The sequence below is a fragment of the Synechococcus sp. N19 genome (genome assembly GCF_900474045.1).
Taxonomy (GTDB): Bacteria; Cyanobacteriota; Cyanobacteriia; order PCC-6307; family Cyanobiaceae; genus Parasynechococcus.
Map to the genome: position 1 here is coordinate 100088 of NZ_UCNR01000004.1, position 17715 is coordinate 117802.

14 protein-coding genes are annotated in these 17715 nt (G+C 64.2%); 12 read left to right on the forward strand and 2 right to left on the reverse strand.

Features of this window, described 5'->3' with window-relative positions; translation table 11 throughout:
- Window positions 1-70: 70 nt before the first annotated feature.
- The gene (speA, locus tag DXY02_RS01615) at window positions 71-1999 is read left to right on the forward strand and encodes a biosynthetic arginine decarboxylase (RefSeq protein ID WP_114987702.1); all 1929 of its coding nucleotides are present in this window, start codon (window positions 71-73) and stop codon (window positions 1997-1999) included.
- Here the strand turns inward: speA and alaS are convergent.
- On the reverse strand, window positions 1996-4659 hold the full coding sequence (gene alaS, locus DXY02_RS01620) for an alanine--tRNA ligase (protein ID WP_114987703.1): 2664 nt from the start codon (window positions 4657-4659) through the stop codon (window positions 1996-1998). The genes speA and alaS overlap by 4 nt on opposite strands.
- 25 nt (window positions 4660-4684) lie before the next feature.
- Between alaS and DXY02_RS01625 the strand changes: the two genes are divergently transcribed.
- The 5 genes from DXY02_RS01625 (at window position 4685) to DXY02_RS01645 (ending at window position 10238) form a co-directional block, all read left to right on the forward strand.
- On the forward strand, window positions 4685-5101 hold the full coding sequence (locus DXY02_RS01625) for a hypothetical protein (protein ID WP_114987758.1): 417 nt from the start codon (window positions 4685-4687) through the stop codon (window positions 5099-5101).
- Window positions 5098-8295, forward strand: coding sequence for a DEAD/DEAH box helicase (locus tag DXY02_RS01630; protein WP_114987704.1), 3198 nt, complete (start codon window positions 5098-5100; stop codon window positions 8293-8295). The genes DXY02_RS01625 and DXY02_RS01630 overlap by 4 nt, the downstream gene beginning before the upstream one ends.
- A gap of 2 nt (window positions 8296-8297) precedes the next feature.
- Window positions 8298-9185, forward strand: a complete 888-nt coding sequence (locus DXY02_RS01635; protein ID WP_114987705.1) for an SWIM zinc finger family protein — start codon at window positions 8298-8300, stop codon at window positions 9183-9185.
- Between the two features lie 14 nt (window positions 9186-9199).
- Complete coding sequence (locus DXY02_RS01640) at window positions 9200-9679, forward strand: MEKHLA domain-containing protein (protein WP_114987706.1); 480 nt, start codon at window positions 9200-9202, stop codon at window positions 9677-9679.
- A gap of 166 nt (window positions 9680-9845) precedes the next feature.
- Window positions 9846-10238: an Hsp20/alpha crystallin family protein gene (locus DXY02_RS01645; protein WP_006849794.1), complete on the forward strand. Its 393-nt coding sequence runs from the start codon at window positions 9846-9848 to the stop codon at window positions 10236-10238.
- A 127-nt stretch (window positions 10239-10365) separates the two neighbouring features.
- On the opposite strand, the gene DXY02_RS01650 is transcribed toward DXY02_RS01645, so the two are convergent.
- Window positions 10366-11661: an NRAMP family divalent metal transporter gene (locus tag DXY02_RS01650; RefSeq protein ID WP_170951437.1), complete on the reverse strand. Its 1296-nt coding sequence runs from the start codon at window positions 11659-11661 to the stop codon at window positions 10366-10368.
- A gap of 82 nt (window positions 11662-11743) precedes the next feature.
- Here DXY02_RS01650 and DXY02_RS01655 point away from each other — a divergent pair, with 82 nt between their 5' ends.
- The 6 genes from DXY02_RS01655 to DXY02_RS01680 all read left to right on the forward strand — a co-directional run bounded on the left by DXY02_RS01655 (window position 11744) and on the right by DXY02_RS01680 (window position 17713).
- Window positions 11744-13492: a diflavin flavoprotein gene (locus DXY02_RS01655; RefSeq protein WP_114987708.1), complete on the forward strand. Its 1749-nt coding sequence runs from the start codon at window positions 11744-11746 to the stop codon at window positions 13490-13492.
- On the forward strand, window positions 13492-15294 hold the full coding sequence (locus DXY02_RS01660; RefSeq protein WP_114987709.1) for a diflavin flavoprotein: 1803 nt from the start codon (window positions 13492-13494) through the stop codon (window positions 15292-15294). The genes DXY02_RS01655 and DXY02_RS01660 overlap by 1 nt, the downstream gene beginning before the upstream one ends.
- Before the next feature lie 93 nt (window positions 15295-15387).
- Window positions 15388-16101 (forward strand): rubrerythrin family protein, encoded by a 714-nt coding sequence (locus tag DXY02_RS13140; protein ID WP_114987759.1) that lies wholly within the window; start codon window positions 15388-15390, stop codon window positions 16099-16101.
- Window positions 16102-16137: 36 nt separating this feature from the next.
- On the forward strand, window positions 16138-16653 hold the full coding sequence (locus tag DXY02_RS01670) for an NADPH-dependent FMN reductase (RefSeq protein ID WP_114987710.1): 516 nt from the start codon (window positions 16138-16140) through the stop codon (window positions 16651-16653).
- An 8-nt stretch (window positions 16654-16661) separates the two neighbouring features.
- Window positions 16662-17417 carry a pirin-like bicupin family protein gene (locus DXY02_RS01675; protein WP_114987712.1) on the forward strand — a complete coding sequence of 252 codons (756 nt, stop codon included), beginning with the start codon at window positions 16662-16664 and terminating at the stop codon, window positions 17415-17417.
- A gap of 89 nt (window positions 17418-17506) precedes the next feature.
- Window positions 17507-17713 (forward strand): hypothetical protein, encoded by a 207-nt coding sequence (locus DXY02_RS01680; protein WP_114987714.1) that lies wholly within the window; start codon window positions 17507-17509, stop codon window positions 17711-17713.
- Window positions 17714-17715 lie beyond the last annotated feature (2 nt).

Here is a 17715-nt window from a genome sequence, read left to right on the forward strand (position 1 = left end):
GGCAAGCACAGGCCTTGGGCAGTGCAGGGAATGTCCCTAGATTCCGGCCATCCACTTCAAGCAGACGCAGGTGTCAGACAGCGAACACTGGTCGATTCAGGACAGTGCTGCGCTGTACGGCCTCGACCGCTGGGGCGAACCGTATTTCTCCATCAATGGGCGCGGCCACATCAGCGTTCAACCCCAAGGGGATCGCGGCGGCAGCCTGGATCTGGTGGATCTGGTGTCGGAGCTGAAAAGCCGCAACCTGGCGCTGCCGTTGCTGATTCGCTTCGACGACATCCTCGAAGACCGTTTGGAGCGGCTCCACGCCGCCTTTGAACGCGCCATCGCGCAGTACGGCTACACCGGCCGGTACCAGGGCGTCTTCCCGGTGAAGTGCAACCAGCAACGCCACGTGGTGGAGGAGTTGGTGAGCTGCGGCAAGCGCTGGAACTTCGGGCTGGAAGCAGGAAGCAAAGCGGAACTGCTGATCGCCCTCTCGCTGCTGGACGACCCCGAGGCGTTGTTGATCTGCAACGGCTACAAGGATCGGCTCTACATCGAGACAGCGATCCTGGCGCGCCGTCTGGGCCGCCAACCGGTGGTGGTGATTGAACAGCCGGACGAAGTCGACCGGATTATCGAAGCCAGCAAAAGCCTGGGGGCAGCGCCCTACATCGGTGTGCGGGCCAAGCTCTCCAGCCGCAGCACGGGGCGTTGGGGCAGCTCCGTCGGCGACAAGGCCAAATTCGGCCTTTCGATTCCCGAGTTGCTGGCCACAGTGGAGCGGCTGCGGGAGAACAACCTGCTCCCCGATCTGCGCCTGCTGCACTTCCACATCGGCAGCCAGATCAACGACATCGCCGTGCTGAAAGACGCCCTCCAGGAGGCGGGGCAGATCTATGTGGAGCTCACCCGACTGGGGGCTCCGATGGGGTTCCTGGATGTGGGTGGTGGACTCGGCATCGACTACGACGGCAGCCGCACCGCATCAGCGGCATCCACGAACTACTCGCTGCAGAACTACGCCAACGACGTTGTGGCAACAGTGCGGGAATGCTGCGAACCCAATGGTGTGGACGTACCCACGCTGGTGAGCGAAAGCGGGAGAGCTATTGCCAGTCATTTCTCCCTGCTGGTGTTCGACGTGCTGGGCAGCAGCGCACTGCCAGCATCGGTTCCCAAGGCCAGCGGAGATGAACCACTCACCGTTCGCAACCTGCGGGACACCCTCGCCACAATTCAGGAGTTATCGGCGACGGCGGATGCGCACTTGGTGCGTCTGCAGGAAGCCTGGAACGACGCCTTGAAGTTCAAGCAGGATGCGCTGGCCGCATTCCGGCTCGGGTACATGGGGCTTCCCGACCGCGCCACCGCTGAACAACTGACGTGGGCCTGTGCTGATGCGATTGCGCAGCGACTGCCCAAGGATCAAGCCATCCCGGAAGAGCTCGCAGCCCTCAACAAGGCTTTGGCGGGAACGTATTACGCCAACCTGTCGATCTTCCGCTCAGCACCCGACACCTGGGCCATCAACCAGCTGTTTCCAGTGGTGCCCATCCAGCAGCTGGATCAACGGCCGACCCGACTGGCCAACCTCGCCGACCTCACCTGCGATTCCGATGGTCGTCTGGATCGCTTCATCGGAGATGGACAACCCAAACACCTACTGGAGCTGCACGAACTCGACGGCAACAACCCCTATTTGATCAGCCTGTTCCTGAGCGGTGCCTATCAGGAGGTAATGGGCAATCTGCACAACCTGTTCGGCACCACCAACGCCGTGCACATTCGCCTCAGCCCCGGCGGTAGCTATCGCATTGACCACGTCGTGCGGGGTGACACCAATGCCGATGTGCTGGAGGCCATGGAGCACGACCCCCGTGCCTTGCTGGAGCGGTTGCGGGTGGCGGCGGAAGCAGCCATCAACAACGGCCAGCTGCGCATCGACGAGTCACGCAGGCTGCTGGATCACCTCGAAAGCAGCCTGCGACAGACCACCTACCTTCAGGACTAAGCCAACGCTGCAGACAGCTCGGAGCGGGCGGACTCAAGAGCAACAGGAAGGGCAGCACCATCGCGTCCCCCGGCCTGGGCCAGGTTCGGGCGTCCACCGCCGCCACCGCCGCACTGTTTGGCAATGCCGCCGATGAACTTGCCGGCCTGGAGCTTGGCAGCGATCACCTGCTTGCCAAAGGCCGCCACCAGGATCACCTTGCCCATGTCGCCGGGATCCGGCAGACCGCCGATCACCACGGCCGCACCATCCCCCAGCTGATCCGCCAGGCTCTGGGCTGCACCCTGCAAACCAGCGCCATCCACGCCGTCGAGGCGTTCCACCAGCAGTTGGAAGTCGCCCACGGCCTCGGCCTTAGCGGCCAGAGCGCCGGCTTTCGCCACCGCCAGTTCCGCCTGAGCCGCGGCCAGCGCCTTGCCGGTGGCCTTGAGCTCCTCCTGAAGGGCCGCCACACGATCCACGATCTCGGCCGGCTGCGCCTTGAAGCGATCCCCCAGCTGCTTCACCACTGCATCGCGCTCGTTCAGATACGCGAGCACAGCGGGACCAGCGACGGCTTCAATCCGGCGGATACCGGCGGCGACGCCACTTTCCGCCACGATCTTGAACAGGCCGATCTCAGCGGTGTTGGCCACGTGGGTGCCGCCGCAGAGCTCCATCGACACACCGGGGACGTCGACCACCCGCACCACATCGGCGTACTTCTCACCGAACATCGCCACGGCACCGGCCGCCTTGGCCTGATCGATCGCCATCTCCTGCACCTGCAGCGCATGGGCCTCGTTGATCCAACCATTGATCAGGGTTTCAACCTGCTGCAACTGATCCGCCGTCACCGCCGTAGGGCAGTGGAAGTCGAAACGCAGGCGATCGAAATCCACCAGTGATCCGGCCTGGCCGATGCCTGGATCCACCACCTGCTTGAGCGCTGCCTGCAGCAGGTGGGTGGCGGTGTGATTCGCCTGGGCCCTACGCCGGCAAGCACGGTCCACCTGGGCCTTCACGGTGTCGCCCAAGGCGAGCTCGCCGCGTTCCACCCGCCCGGCATGGACGAAGACATCGCGGCTGCGACTCACCGACTCAATCCGAGCAATCAGATCGCTGCCCGCAAGCACGCCGCGATCACCCACCTGACCGCCGCCTTCTCCATAGAACGGCGTGGTGTCGAGCACCACCTGAACCGCATCGCCCGCCTTGGCGGTGCTGGCTGGTTCACCGTTCACCACCAACGCCCGCACACAGGAGGCGTGATCGAGGGCTTCATAGCCCTCGAAACAGGTGGCCGCCTGATCCGCCACCACCTGGTCGATCGCATCCTGCAGAGTGAGATCGATGCTCACCGCGGCCGCCTTGGCCCGCTGGCGCTGTTCCTCCATCGCCGCCTCGAAGCCATCGAGGTCAACGGCTAGGCCCTGCTCCTCAGCGATCTCCTGGGTGAGCTCCAGCGGGAAGCCATAGGTGTCGTACAGCTCAAAGGCCTGGGCACCGCTGATCTGGGTGGGCTTGGAGGCCAGCACCTCCGCCAGCAACTTCTCGCCGCGCTCAAGGGTCTCAAGGAAGCGGGCTTCCTCCCGCTGGAGCTCGGCCAGGATCACCTCCTGGCGCTCGATCACGCTGGGGTGGGCCCCCTCCAGCAGGGCAATCGCCGCCTCGCCCATGGTGACGAGGAAGGGTTTGTCGATGCCCAGCAGGCGGCCATGGCGCACCACCCGGCGCAGCAGACGCCGCAGGATGTAGCCGCGGCCCAGGTTGCTGGCGGTGACGCCATCGCAGATCAGCTGCGTCACTGCACGACTGTGGTCGCCGATCACCTTCAACGACGTCTTGCCCTTGTCGTTGAGCTGGTGGTAGTCGACCCCCGCCAGATCCGCGGCCGCTTGGATCAGCGGAAAGATCAGATCGGTTTCGTAGTTATTGGGAACCTTCTGCAGGATCTGAGCCATCCGCTCAAGGCCCATGCCGGTGTCGATGTTGCGGTTGGCCAACGGCGTGAGGGTGCCCTCCGCGTCGCGGTTGTACTGCATGAACACCAAGTTGTAGAACTCGATGAAACGGTCGTCGTCCTCGAGATCGATGCCCTCATCCCCGAGCTCGGGTTTGAAGTCGTAATAGATCTCCGAGCAGGGGCCACAGGGGCCGGTGGGGCCGGAGGCCCAGAAGTTGTCGGCCTCATCCATGCGGATGATCCGCTTGGGGTTCACCCCCACCACATCGCGCCAGATCTGCTCGGCTTCGTCGTCTTCCCGGAAGACGCTCACCACCAGATTCTTGGGGTCGATGCCGTAAACGCCGGTGCTGAGCTCCCAGGCCCACTCAATCGCCTGCTGCTTGAAGTAATCCCCAAACGAGAAGTTGCCGAGCATCTCGAAAAAGGTGTGATGCCGGGCCGTGCGCCCCACGTTCTCGATGTCGTTGGTGCGGATGCACTTCTGCGAACTGGTGGCCCGGGGCGCGGGTCGCTCCTGCTGGCCCAGAAAAACCGGCTTGAACGGCAGCATTCCCGCAATGGTGAGCAGCACCGTCGGGTCTTCGGGAATCAATGAGGCGCTGGCCATCCGCTTGTGGCCGCGCTCGGCATAGAAGTTGAGAAAGGCCTCACGGATCTCCTCCCCACTGCGCGGTGCAGACGCTGCAGAAGACGACGATGCGGCGGCAACCATGACAGGAAAGGGGGATCCTGCCGTCATGATCGCCTTTGAACCGCCGGCGCCCGTGGCCGTTCCACCCAGTGATCCCGAGATTCGCCAGCGACTTCGGCTGCAGTCGATCGGTTGGGCGCTGGCTGCCGGGATCAGCGCCGGGCTGCTGAGCTTGCCCTGGGGTCTGGAAGCTGCGGTGCGTTCGGGCGGTTGTGGCCTCTTTTACGGCCTGCTGGCCTTCCACCTGCAACGGGTGGACCCTGATGACGGGCATTTGCAGGCGGGTCTGGTGGGGGCGGTCTGCGGGTTGCGCAGCCTCGGCATGCCCCTACCCCTTGACAACTGGCAGGTCGATGGCCTGGCATCATTACTACTGGAGCTACTTCAGGCCTGGCTGCCGTTGATCGGCAGTGCTCTCCTGCTCCACGGCACCCTCCGCTTCCTGCCCGCGTCGCGGCCATGAGCCTGCTGCACGCCACCTGGCTTCCCGCCATCCGCACCTCCAGCAGTTCCGGTCAACCGGCACTGCTCGTTTGGGCTGACACCTGGCGGGTGGCCACACCGGAAGGCCCCGGCCTCACCCCCGCGCTGCACCCCTTCACCCTCAGCCACGACGACCTCAGGGCCTGGCTGAGCGAACGCGAACTTTTGCCAGGCGGCTGCATTGATGCCACGGCCTGTCTCACCCTGCCGAGCCGCACGGTGAAGCCGCGCAAAAGCCGCAGCAGAAAAGAGGAGCCAACGCCGGAACCACCGGGTTGGACCGGGCTACCGATGCAGGCCGGCGAACCCATCCCCAAACAAACCGAATGGTGGCCCTGGCAGGTGCAAGGGCTCGCAGTGGAACCATCGGCTGCCACGGAGTGGCTGTCCCGGTTGCCCCTCTCAGGCACCAATCCAGACCTGGCTGACGAACTGCGCTGGTGGAGCCATCTGCAGCGCTGGGCCCTGAGCCTGGTGGCCCGGGGCCGCTGGATTCCCCAGATGGAGCTCAGTAAAGGAGAGGGCTATCCGCATCGGGCCCGCTGGGTGCCGCTGCTCAACCGGGAAGAAGACCGACGCCGACTGGAGGATCTAGCGGCCAGCCTGCCCCTGGTGGCCACCTGCGCCTTGCCCTGGCGTGAACCCCTGGGGCGCCGCAGCAACCGCACCACCCGGTTGCGACCGGAGGCCATGCGTGCCGCCAACCCTGTGGCCAGCTGCCGGCCCCGCAGCGGACGCCTGCGGGTGGCGACGCTGCTGGAAGACCTGGTGGACGCGCAGCTGCGCAAGGACTTTGAGCCATCCACTGATGGACTGGATCCCCTGTTGACCCTCTGGCAGGAGGCCCTGGGGTCGGAGACCGGGGTGATCGAGATCGGTGATGAAGAGGCCGAACGCCTGGCCACCGCCAGCCATCACTGGAGGGAAGGCATCGCCGGCGGTTTTGCTGCGGCCCGCACCTGCCTTGAACTGCACACCCCACCGGATGGGGAGGATCTCTGGGAGCTGCGCTTCGGGCTGCAGGCGGAAGCCGACCCCAGCCTGAAGCTCCCGGCCGCCGCAGCCTGGGCCTCCGGCGCCGAGATGCTGCAACTGGGGGAGATCCAGGTGGATCAACCGGGCGAAGTGCTGCTGGAGGGCCTCGGACGCGCGCTGACGGTGTTCCCACCGATCGAACGGGGGCTGGAGAGCGCGACGCCGGACACGATGCAGCTGACCCCGGCCGAAGCCTTCGTGCTGGTGCGCACGGCTGCCCGCCAGCTGCGGGATGCCGGCGTGGGGGTGGAGCTGCCGCCCAGCCTCTCCGGCGGCCTGGCCAGCCGGCTAGGCCTGTCGATCAAGGCGGAACTTCCAGAGCGGTCCCGCGGCTTCACCCTGGGCGAATGTCTGGACTGGGAGTGGGATCTGATGATCGGCGGGGTGACGCTCACCCTGCGGGAACTGGAGCGTCTGAGCGGCAAGCGCAGCCCCCTGGTGCGCCACAAGGGGGCCTGGATCGAACTGCGGCCCAACGACCTCAAGAACGCCGAACGCTTCTGTGGCGCGAAACCGGAACTGAGCCTCGACGACGCGCTGCGGCTGACGGGAACGGAAGGGGAACTGCTGATGCGGATGCCGGTGCACCGCTTCGACGCCGGCCCAAGGCTCCAATCGGTGCTGGAGCAATACCACCAGCAGAAGGCGCCCGATCCCCTGCCGGCTCCCGAGGGATTCAGCGGTCAGCTGCGGCCCTATCAGGAGCGGGGCCTCGGCTGGCTCGCCTTCCTGCACCGCTTCGACCAGGGGGCCTGCCTGGCTGACGACATGGGCCTGGGCAAAACCATTCAGCTGCTGGCGTTTCTGCAGCACCTCAAAGCAGAGCAGGAACTGAAGCGCCCGGTGCTGCTGGTGGCTCCCACCTCGGTGCTCACCAACTGGCGACGGGAGGCGGAATCGTTCACCCCGGAGTTGAAGGTCACCGAGCATTACGGCCCCCGCCGCCCCTCCACACCAGCCGAACTCAAAAAAGTGTTGAAGGAGGTGGATCTGGTGCTCACCAGCTACGGGCTGCTGCAGCGGGACAGCGAACTGCTGGAAACCCAGGACTGGCAGGGGGTGGTGATTGACGAAGCCCAGGCGATCAAGAACCCCGGCGCCAAACAGAGCCAGGCCGCCCGGGATCTAGCCCGACCCGGCCGCAGCAAAACCAACCGCTTCCGCATCGCCCTCACCGGCACCCCCGTGGAGAACCGGGTGAGCGAACTGTGGGCCTTGATGGACTTCCTCAACCCCAAGGTGCTGGGGGAAGAGGACTTCTTCCGCCAGCGCTACCGGATGCCGATCGAACGGTATGGCGACATGTCGTCCCTGCGGGACCTCAAAGGCCGCGTGGGTCCATTCATCCTGCGCCGGCTGAAAACCGACAAAACGATCATTTCCGACCTGCCGGAGAAGGTGGAGCTGAGCGAATGGGTGGGGTTGAGCAAGGAGCAGAAATCCCTGTACAGCAAGACCGTGGAAGACACCCTCGATGCCATTGCACGGGCACCGCGCGGGCAGCGCCACGGGCAGGTACTGGCCCTGCTCACCCGGCTGAAACAGATCTGCAACCATCCCGCCCTGGCCCTGAGCGAAGGGGCCGTGGACGATGGCTTCCTGGGCCGTTCGGCCAAGCTGCAGCGGCTTGAGGAAATCCTCGATGAGGTGATCGAAGCGGGCGATCGGGCCCTGCTGTTCACCCAGTTCGCCGAATGGGGGCATCTGCTGCAGGCCTGGATGCAGCAGCGCTGGAAATCGGAAGTTCCCTTCCTGCACGGCGGCACCCGCAAGAGCGAGCGCCAGGCGATGGTGGATCGCTTCCAGGAGGATCCCCGCGGTCCGCAGCTGTTCCTGCTCTCGTTGAAAGCTGGTGGTGTGGGCCTCAACCTCACCCGGGCCAGCCACGTGTTCCACATCGACCGCTGGTGGAACCCAGCTGTGGAGAACCAGGCCACCGACCGGGCCTATCGGATCGGCCAGACCAACCGGGTGATGGTGCACAAATTCATCACCAGCGGCTCGGTGGAGGAAAAGATCGATCGCATGATCCGCGAGAAATCACGCCTGGCTGAGGATGTGATCGGCTCCGGCGAGGATTGGCTGGGAAGCCTCGGTGGCGATCAATTGCGCGACCTCGTCGCCTTGGAGGACACCTGACCATGACCCTCAGCAACGGCAGCAGCAACGGCATCACCGCCATCGGCGACGACGGCCTGGGCCAACAGCCCTGGTGGGTCGAGCAGTGGATGGAGCTAATCAACGGCTACCGCTTCAAGAAACGGTTGGAGCGGGCCTGGGGCTACGCCCGAGAAGGCCATGTGACCTCGATCCGCTTCGAAGGCCGCCGCGTGCATGCCCGTGTTCAGGGCACCGATGAAGCGCCCTACAAGGTGAAGCTCTGGCTGGATGTGCTCAACGATGAGGACTGGGGCTATGTGCTGGAAGCGCTGACCCAGAAAGCCCGCTGGTCGGCCCAGCTGCTGGCGGGGATCATGCCCTCCGACATCGAACGGGCGTTTGCCGCCAGCGGCAAACGCCTGTTCCCGTTCAAATTGCAGGAGGTGCGCAGCGAGTGCAGCTGCCCGGACAAAGCCAACCCCTGCAAACACATCAGCGCGGTGTATTTCCTGATGGGGGATCGCTTCAGTGAAGACCCCTTCGTGCTGTTCCAACTGCGGGGCCGCAACCGGGCTCGGCTGCTGGAAGACCTGGCGGAACACCGGCGCAAGGCCCTGGCGGAGCGGGCGGCGGCAGCCAAGGAGGAGAACAAAGTCAGCACATCTGAAGAGGCAACACCGCTGCCGCCCCATGCGGCGGTGCAGGACCCGGCCCTGTGGTGGCGCTACAACCGCAGCCTCGATGGCGACCTGGTGGTGATCACCCCAGCCATGGAGGGCGACACGGGCCTCGATGCCGCCGGAGAGCTGCCGCTGGCGGAAGACCCACGCTTCGCCGATGCGCGCAGCACCTTCCTTAACAACCTCAAGGCCCATGGTCAGGCCAGTGCCCAGAAGGCGATGCTGCAGGCCATGGCAGCCGGGAGCTAACACAGAGCAAAGCCATGGCCCATGAAGCCGCCTGGCTCACCGCCGACAAACAAGCACTCGCCGCAGTGCTGCTGCAATCGCATCAACGAGCCTTCAGCAGGCCGCTGATCGCTTCCGCCCAACCGGGCCAGTCAAGGCGGCTGCTTTGCCAGAACCTGTTTACCTGCGGCTTTCCGGTGCTGGCCCACGGCACGGAGCAGGATCCCGCACTCAGTTACGCCAACGCTGCGGCCCTGCTGCTGTGGGACAGCGACTGGAATGTGCTGATTGGCATGCCCTCACGGCTCACCGCCCCGGACAGCGAACGGGCGGAACGCAGCAGCGCCCTGGGCCAAGCCAAACGCCTCGATGCCGTGCAGAACTATCACGGCATTCGCATCAGCCGCAAAGGGCGGCGATTCATGATCAACAAGGCCCGAATCTGGACCCTCTGGGATGCGGAAGAGCGGGTCTGCGGCCAGGCGGCCTGCTTCAGCGACTGGTGGTGGCTTTAAGGAGATTCGGTTTCAACACCATCCCTGTGGTGCCAGCCGAACCTGGTGGTACAGACCGAATCAAAACGGACGGTTCTCAGGCTTCTGGTTCTCATCCAAGCGGCGCAGATTGTGATGGCGGGCGATCAACCCAGTCCGCAGATGTTCATTCTTCGGAGCCACCATCATGCTGACCCTGCGCCAATCCCCCTTTGATCTGTTCGAGCGTCTCGAACAACAACTGGCCACCGCTGAGCGCGTTCCCAACGCCGAAATCCGCGAAACCGAGACCAGCTACACCGTGCAACTGGAACTGCCCGGGGTGGACCGCGACTCCATTGACGTCAAGGCCACCGATCGCAACCTGGTGATCAGCGCTGAACGCCCAGCCACAGGCAGCGATGACAGCAACGCACCGCTGCTGAGCGAATTCCGCAGCGGCACCTGGAGCCGCAGCTTCCGTTTCCCCCAGAGCCTCGATCGCGACCAGCTCAAGGCCAGCTATCGGGACGGCATTCTTGAAATCAACGCCGGCAAAGCGGTGGAGCACACCAGCGTTTCGGTGAAGGTGGAGAGCTGATCAGGTCCTGAATCAGAACCTGAGCACTGAAAGCCTTGGGCTGGGCAAGCCCAACACACCAAGACAAGAAGAACGGAAGTCCAACCCCTGCCCACGGCAGGGGTTTTTTATTGAAGCCAGGGCGAAATCAGCCGCCGAGGCCGAGGAAGAAACGGCCAATGAACAGCAGGCTGAAGCCACTGAAAAACACCAGACCGAACCAGCAAAAGGCCTGGGTGAGCCGCCCATAACGGTGCTCCACTGGAACCAGGCTGCTGTTGATCGTGTCCATGGCCATCCAGGCGAATAGAGGAGCAGTGAGGAAGCTGCCGGTCATCGCCCCAAAGACGAAATCCTTCACGCCGATTCCGCCGCTCTTGGCCACCACCAGCGCCAGCACAGCGGCCAGGAAATGCACGATCACCCAGATATCGAAGCGACGCTGCATTGGCCCCGGCGCTGAATCCCCACTGTCGTGATGACGCAGCAAGCCCTGGATCGCCGCAATGCTGCGGGGGTAAGCATCGAGGCAGGTGAGGGTGGTGCTGAACATGGCGGAAAAGGCCGCCGGGACGATCACCCAGGCCGCCCAACCACCCATGGCGGCGGTATAGAGCTTGATCAGCTTCTGGGCGAAGGACACACCACTGCCGGCCAGCATTCCGTCACCGCTGCCATACATCGTGTAGGCGCCCAGGATCACGAAGAACATCGCCGTCACCACGGTGACGCCATAGCCGAGGTTGAAATCGAACTCGGCCTCCTTTGGCGTTGCGGTGTGCTCGGTGTCGCGCGCACGGGAGAACATCCACAACGATGGCCACACGCACATCTCCACCGGTCCGGGCATCCAGCCCATCAGGGGAATCAGGAAGGCCAGGTTGGCCAGGGTCCAGGGGCTGGGATCCGTGCTGACCCAACTGGCCGCCACATCACCAACGGGGCCACGGATCAGCAGCGATGCAGCCGCAACCCCCGTGAGCAGGGTGAGCAGCACCACCAACAGTTTGGAGAGACGGTCGAGCGCCCGGTAATGCCCCAGCAGCAGCACCAGGCCACTCACCGCCAGCACGGCAATGGACAGTCCGTAGGGGTCGAGCCCCGCCAGCAGAGGAATGTTGGTGAGCAGCAGCCCCGCCACAAAACTCACCGCCGCGATGGTGAAGGTGCCGGTGACCAGGCTCACCGCCAGGTACAGCGGCAGGTAGAGGGGATTGCGTTTCTGGAACCCCTCCAGCAGCGACAGTCCGGTGGCCGCTGTGAAGCGGGTGCCCACGCGCAAGAACGGGTACTTGATCAGATTGGTGAGCAGGATCAGGCCCACCAGCGCAAAGCCGAATCGGGCTCCCGCCGTAGTGGACGACATCAAGTGGGATCCACCAATGCAGGCACCGGCCAAGAGAATCCCGGGTCCAATGCTGCGTCGCAGCGTCGATGACGCCATCACAAGGTTGCAGTTCATACCAGTCTCCGCCGCTTTGTCCCGCTGAATCTCCGTAGAGTCGACTTCCGTCACGGTCGGTTTCATGGTCGTTGCTCCCACTGCTCCGAAGCTGTCGCTGCAGTGCGAGGCCATCGCCGCCGACACCACGACGATTCGTTCCCTCGACTGGGACCGCAGCCGCTTCGACATTGAATTCGGCCTGCGCAACGGCACCACATACAACGCCTTCCTGGTTCGGGGAGAACGCACCGCCCTGATCGACACCAGCCACGCCAAGTTCCGCGAGACCTGGATCCCGCTGCTCAACGAGCAGATCGATCCAACCGCGATCGATGTGTTGATCGTGAGCCACACCGAACCCGACCACTCCGGATTGATCGGTGACCTGATCGATCTCAATCCCGAGATCGAAATCGTGGGATCAAAGGTGGCCCTGCAGTTCCTCAAGGACCAGGTGCACAGGCCGTTCAAATCCCGTGCGGTGAAGTCGGGCGAGGAATTGGATCTCGGCACCAATCCCGAGAGCGGCATCCAGCACCGCTTCGAATTCCTCAGTGCTCCGAACCTGCACTGGCCGGACACGATCTTTTCCTTCGATCACGGCACCGGCATCCTCTACACCTGCGATGCCTTTGGTCTGCATTACTGCTCTGACGACGTCTTCGACGCCGACCCCGGTGCCATCGCCCCTGATTTCCGCTTCTACTACGACTGCCTGATGGGCCCGAATGCCCGCAGCGTGCTGCAGGCCCTCAAGCGCATGGATGGCCTGCCGGAGATCAACACCATCGCGGTGGGCCACGGGCCGCTGTTGCGGCATCACCTCAGCCACTGGATCAGCGACTACCGCGAGTGGAGCGGCCAGCGCAGCAAAGGCGAGAGCTATGCCGCCGTTTGTTATCTGAGCCAGTACGGCTTCTCCGATCGGATCAGCCAGGCCATTGCCCACGGCATCGGCAAGGCGGATGCCCAGGTGCAGCTGGTGGACCTGCGGGCCACCGATCCCCAGGAACTCACCGCCCTAGTGGGCGATGCCAAGGCTGTTGTGGTGCCGACCTGGCCCGCGGAACCGGAACCGGATCTCCAGGCCTCGATCGGAACCCTGCTGGCGGCCCTGCATCCCAAACAACTGGTGGGGGTGTACGACGCCTTCGGCGGCAACGATGAACCGATCGACGCCGTCGCCGATCAACTGCGCAGCCAGGGGCAGAAGCAAGCCTTCAGCCCATTGCGGATCAAACAGCTGCCCCAGGGCAGCGACTACCAACGCTGTGAGGAGTCGGGCACCGACCTCGGCCAGCTGCTGACCAAAGAAAAGACGATCGCGGCGATGAAAAGCCTCGATGGCGACCTCGACAAGGCCCTGGGTCGCATCAGCGGTGGCCTTTATGTGGTGACCGCCAGCCAGGGAGAGGGCGAATCGCAACGCCGCAGCGCCATGGTGGCCAGCTGGGTGAGCCAGGCCAGCTTCACCCCACCGGGCCTCACCATCGCCGTCGCCAAAGACCGTGCGATCGAAGCCCTGATGCAGGTGGGCGACCGCTTCGTGCTGAACGTTCTACGGCAGGACAATCATCAACAACTGATGCGCCATTTCCTCAAGCGCTTCCCCCCCGGTGCCGATCGTTTCGCTGGGGTGAACGTGCTGGAGGGAACCGCTGATGGCGGCCCGGTGCTCGCCGATGCCCTGGCATTTCTGGGCTGCCGAGTGGAGCAACGGATGGAGGGCCCCGATCACTGGATCATCTATGCCGTGGTGGAGCAGGGCAATGTGGCCGATGCCGAGGCCAGCACGGCGGTGCACCACCGCAAAGTGGGGAACCACTACTGATGAGCGTGAGCAGCACCGCAACCTCGCGTCGCACGATCCAGCTGCCGATCGACGATGGGGTCGTTGGTCTGCGCGGTCTGAGCCCTCAACGGCACCGCTTTGAACTGGAATACGCCCTGGAGCGGGGCAGCACCGCCAACAGTGTTTTGTTCGAGGCCGGTGATGGTGCCCCTGCTGTGCTGGTCCATCCCCCGGGGGTTGCATACAGCGCGGCCTTTCTGCCGGTGCTTGCCGAAGCCCTGCCCAGCAGCGACGCACCGCTGCTGGTGGTGGTGGGCCACGTCAACCCCAACCGCGTTGCCCTGCTGCGGGATCTGGCGGAGGCCTACGCCAGCCTGGAACTGATCGTCTCCAACCCCGGCGCCAAGCTGATCGAAGAGCTGTGGAGCCAACGCAAGCCGGCCCCTCCCGGTGAGACGAGCGAGCAACCACCACTGCCCGATCTGCCGTCCCTACGGGTGATCCGCCAGGAGCAAACACTTCCGCTCAGCCATCAGCGCAGCTTGATGCTGCTGCCGGCCCCAACCCCCCGCTGGCCCGGCGGATTGCTGGCCTTCGAGGAAAGCCTGGGCCTGCTGATGAGCGACAAGTTCTTCAGTGCCCACCTCTGCACGGACAGCTGGGCCGAAAGCAACCGCAGCAGCACCGAAGAAGAACGCCGGCACTTCTACGACTGCCTGATGGCCCCCATGGCCCGTCAGGTGGATGCCCTGGTGGAACGGCTCGAAGAACTCGATATCCGCACCATCGCGCCGGGCCATGGCCCGGCCATCGAAGCCAGTTGGCGCAGCCTGCTGAATGACTACCGCCGCTGGGGCGAAGGCCAGCAGAACGCCAGCCTGACGGTGGCTTTGCTGTTTGCCAGCGCCTACGGCAACACCGCAGCCATTGCCGATGCCCTGGCCCGCGGGGTCAGCCGCACCGGCATCCGGGTGAGCAGCTTGAACTGCGAATTCACCCCCGCCGATGAACTGGTGAGCACGATCCAGCAGGCCGATGCCGTGTTGATCGGCTCACCCACCCTGGGGGGCCATGCCCCCACACCGATCGTCTCGGCCCTGGGAACCCTGTTGGCGGAGGGGGATCGCAGCAAGCCCGTGGGGGTGTTCGGCAGCTTCGGCTGGAGCGGCGAGGCGGTGGACCTGCTGGAAACGAAGCTGCGGGATGGCGGCTTCAGCTTTGGCTTCGAGCCGATCCGGGTGAAGTTCAGTCCGGATGCCGCCCGGGTGAAGGAGCTGGAGGAAACCGGCACCCGTTTCGCCCGCCAGCTGCTGCAGAGCCAGAAACGGGCGCAACGGCGCAGTGCGGGAGGCTTGAGCGAAAGCCGCAGCGATCCAGCGGTGCTGGCCCTGGGCCGTGTAATCGGCTCCCTCTGCGTGCTCACCACCCGCAAAGCGGAGCTGAGCGGCGCCATGGTGGCCAGCTGGGTGAGCCAGGCCAGCTTCAATCCCCCTGGCATCACCGTGGCCGTGGCCAAGGACCGTGCCGTGGAAGCGCTGCTGCACAAGGGCGATCGCTTCGCCTTGAACGTGCTGGCCGAAGGCCGCGAAACCGCCCTGATGAAGCAGTTCCTGCAACCGTTCGAACCCGGTGCCGATCGCTTTGCAGGCCTCGAGCTGGACACCAGCCCCGCCGAACAGCCCTTGCTGCCAGATGCTCTGGCCTGGCTGGACGGCAAGGTGAGCCAGCGGATGGAATGCGGCGACCACTGGCTGATCTATGCCGAAGTGGATCACGGCGGAGTGCTGGATGCGGAGGGCAGCACCGCCGTGCACCAACGCCGCAGCGGCGCCAACTACTGAGCCGGCAGCCTGAGCCGGCAAACCGAACTTCCTACTAACTCATACTCACTATGAGTTAGAACTAGGCTGATGGAACGATCCCTGGTGCCATCGATGGACCTTTCCAGGCCTTCCACCCACGCCAATCTCGAGGCCGCTTTCGGTGGCGAGAGCATGGCCAACCGCAAATACCTTTTCTTTTCAGAGGTGGCCAAACAGCTGGGCCACAAGGACCTGGCCAAGTTGTTTCGTGACACCGCAGCGCAGGAAACGGAACACACCTTCGCCCACTTCCGCCTGCTGCACCCTGAGTTGGTGGTGAACGATCCCGAGCAACTCAGCGACGAGCAAAAGCAGGCCATCCTGAGCCGCTGCCTGGAGCTGGCGATTGAAGGTGAAACCTATGAGTACACAACGATGTATCCGGAGTTCGCCGCCCAGGCCCGGCAGGACCGGGACAGCGGAGCCGCAGCGGAATTCGCCGAGCAAAGCAGCGAATCCAAGGAGCATGCGGGCCTGTTCCGCACCGCCGCCAAGAACTTCGGCCTGCTGACCCCGATCGAGCAGCATCACGCCGAAACCTATGGCGTTGCCCTCGAGGCCCTGCAAGGCAAGGGCAGCGCAGGCCAGGCCGATCAACCGATCCCAGGCAAGTGGATCTGCAAGGTGTGCTCGATGATCTACGACCCCGCCGAGGGGGATCCTGATTCCGGCATCGCCCCAGGCACGCCGTTTGAGGCGATTCCCGACAATTGGCACTGCCCGATCTGCGGCGCCCGCAAAGCCAGCTTTGTTCCTTACCGCGAAGCCGAATTGAAGACAGCCTGATGCCCTTGCACGATTCCATCAAGAGCCTTCATCTCCATGCCCTCTGATCTCATCGTTCTGACGGCGAGCAATGGCGAGAACCGCAAGCTGGCGGAACGCTTCGTGCAGGCCGCCGCAGCTCAGAACGCCAGCGCCGAACTGATCGATCTCACCCAGCTCGACCTACCCCTGTTCACGCCACGGGTCCAGGCAGCAGGGGCGGGCCCTGACCTTGTCGCCCTGCACGACCAGCTGCACGCAACCCCACGCTGGGTGATCTGCGCCCCGGAATACAACGGCTCGATTCCGCCGTCGCTCACCAATGCCATTGCCTGGCTCTCGGTGACCGACGACGACTTCCGATCCCTGTTCAACGGGCGGCCGATCGCCATGGCCACCTTCTCCGGCGGTGGCGGCATGGAACTGCTGGTATCGCTGCGCATCCAGCTCACCCACCTCGGGGCCCAGGTGGTGGGGCGTCAGCTGCTGAGCAACCACGCCAAACCAGCCCAGGACGACAGCATCAACGACCTGGTGCAGCGGCTTCTGCAGATGCAACCCCTCCAACTCTGAACACCTCGATGTCCCGGATGGCCCCGCCAACAGGTCAACACGCCACCACGTCAACCGTGATCCTGCGACCTGCAGACGAGCGCTTCCACAGCCAGCTGGACTGGCTCGATTCCTGGCACAGCTTCAGCTTCGGCAGCCATCAGGATCCGAACTGGATGGGCTTCGGCCCCTTGCGGGTGATCAACGACGACACCATTTCTGCAGGCCAGGGGTTCGGCATGCACCCCCACCGGGACATGGAAATCATCACGGTGATGGTGGAGGGAGCCCTGAGCCATGCCGACTCGATGGGCAACAGCGCGGTGCTGCATGCCGGCGAGGTGCAACGGATGAGTGCCGGCAGCGGCATCGTTCACAGCGAAATCAACCAGACCGGGGCGCCCTGCAGGCTGCTGCAGATCTGGATTGAGCCAGCACAGCTGGGCATCCAGCCCGCCTACGAGCAGAAACCCTTCGCCATCGGCGAGGGCTGGACGCCCCTGATTGAGCCCGACGCCACCGGCGATGCGATGGCCATCGAACGTCCCGTGCGCCTCTGGCGTGCCCAACCGCAACGCCAACAGCAGTTGCCATTGCCCGCCGCCAAGGAGCGATGGCTCTGGCTTCAGGTGATTGATGGGGAGCTGACGCTCAACCGTGAAGGCTCCCCCAAGCAGGCGCTGCGGCGGGGCGATGGTGTGGGCCTGATCCAGGACACAGCAACACAAAGCGAGCTGATCGGCCTCGGTGAACGCGCCGATGTGCTGCTGTTTGCCATGGCGTGAAGCAATCCGGAAAAGATCTGGTGCAAGTGCGCGATACCAGATCATGTGCCCTGAAATGACGGGGTCACTTCCAAACAATCCCTAGAGCGATGGGATTCATGATCGGCCAGGAGGCCTCGGTTCGGTACCGCGGCTTTCTTTTGATGCCTCAAACCAACCGAAGCTGGCTGGTGAGGCCGGAACGCAGCCCGATGCGATTGCTACCCTTCCGCACACCAACCTGCTCATTGGCCGACGTCAAAGCCCTGCTGGACTGGCGTCTGGCCCAGGAAGAATCAGAGATCGGCGTGGCCTGAAC

Coding starts and splice junctions, on each gene's coding strand:
- DXY02_RS01635 (WP_114987705.1), top strand. CDS start 8,298: ATGACCCTCAGCAACGGCAGCAGCAACGGCATCACCGCCATCGGCGAC.
- DXY02_RS01675 (WP_114987712.1), top strand. CDS start 16,662: ATGTCCCGGATGGCCCCGCCAACAGGTCAACACGCCACCACGTCAACC.
- DXY02_RS13140 (WP_114987759.1), top strand. CDS start 15,388: ATGGACCTTTCCAGGCCTTCCACCCACGCCAATCTCGAGGCCGCTTTC.
- DXY02_RS01640 (WP_114987706.1), top strand. CDS start 9,200: ATGGCCCATGAAGCCGCCTGGCTCACCGCCGACAAACAAGCACTCGCC.
- DXY02_RS01630 (WP_114987704.1), top strand. CDS start 5,098: ATGAGCCTGCTGCACGCCACCTGGCTTCCCGCCATCCGCACCTCCAGC.
- DXY02_RS01650 (WP_170951437.1), bottom strand. CDS start 11,661: ATGGCGTCATCGACGCTGCGACGCAGCATTGGACCCGGGATTCTCTTG.
- DXY02_RS01655 (WP_114987708.1), top strand. CDS start 11,744: ATGGTCGTTGCTCCCACTGCTCCGAAGCTGTCGCTGCAGTGCGAGGCC.
- DXY02_RS01645 (WP_006849794.1), top strand. CDS start 9,846: ATGCTGACCCTGCGCCAATCCCCCTTTGATCTGTTCGAGCGTCTCGAA.
- DXY02_RS01670 (WP_114987710.1), top strand. CDS start 16,138: ATGCCCTCTGATCTCATCGTTCTGACGGCGAGCAATGGCGAGAACCGC.
- DXY02_RS01680 (WP_114987714.1), top strand. CDS start 17,507: ATGGGATTCATGATCGGCCAGGAGGCCTCGGTTCGGTACCGCGGCTTT.
- DXY02_RS01660 (WP_114987709.1), top strand. CDS start 13,492: ATGAGCGTGAGCAGCACCGCAACCTCGCGTCGCACGATCCAGCTGCCG.
- DXY02_RS01625 (WP_114987758.1), top strand. CDS start 4,685: ATGATCGCCTTTGAACCGCCGGCGCCCGTGGCCGTTCCACCCAGTGAT.
- alaS (WP_114987703.1), bottom strand. CDS start 4,659: ATGGTTGCCGCCGCATCGTCGTCTTCTGCAGCGTCTGCACCGCGCAGT.